The organism is Simplicispira piscis, from assembly GCF_054783455.1.
Map to the genome: position 1 here is coordinate 144,955 of NZ_BAAGQN010000004.1, position 2,409 is coordinate 147,363.

Sequence of the window (2,409 nt, forward strand, 5' to 3'; positions counted from 1 at the left end):
ATGGGCAGCCTGGTGGCCGCTTGGGCGCAACCTTTGCAGCAGGCAGGCCGCCTGCAAACCCACACCCGCGTGGTGCGCATCGAGCCTGATCGCATGGCCCCGGGCAACTGGCAGCTCTGCACGGAAGAAACCGACGGTGCCCAGCACGTCGTCGCCGGTTTTGATGCCGTTCTCATCGCCCAACCTGCAACCCCAGCCCGCGCCCTGCTGGACGCCAGCGGCACCGGCAGCGCACTCTCACAGGCCATGGCCCACGTATCCCAGGCCCCCTGCTGGACACTGATGGCGGCCTTTCCGCAAGCCGTGCGCCCGGGCCTGACCACGCTGGGACCGCAATGGAATGCCGCCCGCAGCACCCACCACCGCATCGCGTGGTTGGCACGCGAGTCGTCCAAGCCAGGCCGTAACAGCATTGAGCGCTGGACGGTGCAGGCCAGCCCGGCATGGTCGGCAGAGCACCTCGAGGATGATCCCGATCGCGTGCAGGCCAAGTTGCTCAAGGCGTTTTCTGAGGTCACCGGCATCCGTGCCGCACCCGCGCATGCCGAAGTGCACCGCTGGCGTTACGCGCAGACCACCAAGCCCCTGGGCCAGAGCCACCTCTGGGACGAAGCCACAGGTCTTGGCGCCTGTGGCGACTGGTGCCTGGGCCACCGGCTCGAAGATGCCTTCATTTCCGGACTGGAACTGGCACTCGCCATTGCATGAGCGCAGGGGGTTACGTTGGCCGGTTTGCGCCATCGCCTACGGGCCCGCTGCATGCAGGCTCGCTGGTGGCTGCGCTGGCCAGTTGGCTGGATGCGCGCGCATGGAACGGCGGCCAGGGCGGCCGCTGGCTGGTACGTATCGAAGATGTGGACACACCCCGTTGCCTGCCTGGCGCAGGCGAACACATTCTTGCCCAGCTGGCGACCTGCGGCCTGGTGCCCGACGAACCACCGCTGTGGCAATCCCGCCGGGGCGCCCTGTACCAGCAGGCGCTGGATCAGCTTTTAGCTTGCGGACTGGCCTACCCCTGCGCTTGCACACGCAAGGACATTGAAATGGTCCATGAAGCCGCAGGCCACACACGCCAGCGCCACATTGAGCGCCCCTACCCCGGCACCTGCCGCAACGGCCTGCAGGGGCGCGCTGCCCGGTCGTGGCGTTTTGCCACCACCGACTTTATGAAAAAACAGAATTCAACGCCCGCCTGTCAAGCGCAGTCAGCTACATTTTCGATAGCAAATAATACGCTGCACTGGACAGACCGCCGCTTGGGTTCGCAGCAGCAGGACGTACCATGCAGCGTGGGCGACTTCGTGCTACGCCGCGCCGATGGCCTGTGGGCCTACCAACTGGCCGTGGTGGTGGACGACGCCGCGCAAGCCATCACCCATGTCGTGCGCGGCGAAGACCTTGCCGACAACACGCCCCGGCAGATCCTTTTGCAGCAGGCGCTGCAACAGCCAACACCGCTGTACCTGCACACCCCGCTCGTGCGGGGTGCTGATGGCGAAAAGCTCTCCAAGCAGCATGGCGCCGCGCCGCTGGTGCTGGACAACCCGCTCCAGGCGCTGCAAGCGGCCGCCACTGTGCTGAATCTCCCCACATTGGTGCATCCTGACAACACAAGCCTGAACGATGTCTTGTCCCAGTGGGTCAAGGCATGGATGCCTCTCTACAATTGATCTCTGTGACCGCAACGCATTCCACCGCTCCCGCCGCTCCGTGCAGCAATGCTGCAACGCCGGACGATCGCTCTCCGCCCGCTGGCAACGCGCCCGTCGGCGTAGCCTACCCCAAGACCATCAAGAGCTTTGTGCGCCGGGCCGGGCGCACTACCACCGGCCAGGCCAAAGCCTTCGAAGACCTGGGGCCGCGCTTCGTCGTACCGTACACCGCCGCTGTGCTAGACGCCACAGCCTTATTTGGTCGCAGTGCCCCGCTGGTGCTGGAGATCGGCTTCGGCATGGGCGAAGCCACGGCGCATATCGCCCGTGTACGGCCAGAGGACAACTTCCTGTGCTGCGAAGTGCACGAACCCGGTGTTGGCGCCTTGCTCAAACGCATCGGCGAGCAGGGCCAGACGAACATACGCATCGTGCAACACGACGCCGTAGAGGTGCTGGACCACATGCTGGCCCCTGCAAGCCTGGACGGCGTGCACATCTTCTTTCCCGACCCTTGGCACAAAAAGAAACACAACAAGCGGCGCCTCATCCAGCAGCCTCTGATCGCCAAACTGGCGGCACGACTCAAGCCCGGCGGCTACATCCATTGCGCCACCGACTGGCAGCCTTATGCCGAGCAGATGCTGCAAGTGCTCGGCGCAGAACCCTTGCTGGCCAACACCGCCGAGGGTTATGCACCGCAACCCGAATATCGTCCGCTGACCAAGTTCGAAAATCGCGGCCTGCGCCTGGGACA

At 65.0% G+C, this 2,409-nt stretch carries 3 protein-coding genes; all 3 read left to right on the forward strand.

From position 1 onward, the window contains the following. Nucleotides 1-708, forward strand: a 708-nt coding sequence (locus tag ACYVOC_RS01945; RefSeq protein ID WP_461160694.1) for an NAD(P)/FAD-dependent oxidoreductase, incomplete at its 5' end; no start/stop codon positions are given. Continuing rightward, nucleotides 705-1,670, forward strand: a complete 966-nt coding sequence (gluQRS, locus tag ACYVOC_RS01950) for a tRNA glutamyl-Q(34) synthetase GluQRS (protein ID WP_461160695.1) — start codon at nucleotides 705-707, stop codon at nucleotides 1,668-1,670. The genes ACYVOC_RS01945 and gluQRS, both read left to right, overlap by 4 nt. Further along, nucleotides 1,649-2,409, forward strand: a 761-nt coding sequence (trmB, locus tag ACYVOC_RS01955) for a tRNA (guanosine(46)-N7)-methyltransferase TrmB (RefSeq protein WP_461160696.1), incomplete at its 3' end; no start/stop codon positions are given. The genes gluQRS and trmB, both read left to right, overlap by 22 nt.

Bases quoted from the DNA above. Each gene is read 5' to 3' on its own strand.
- gluQRS (WP_461160695.1), top strand. From the start codon at position 705: ATGAGCGCAGGGGGTTACGTTGGCCGGTTTGCGCCATCGCCTACGGGC.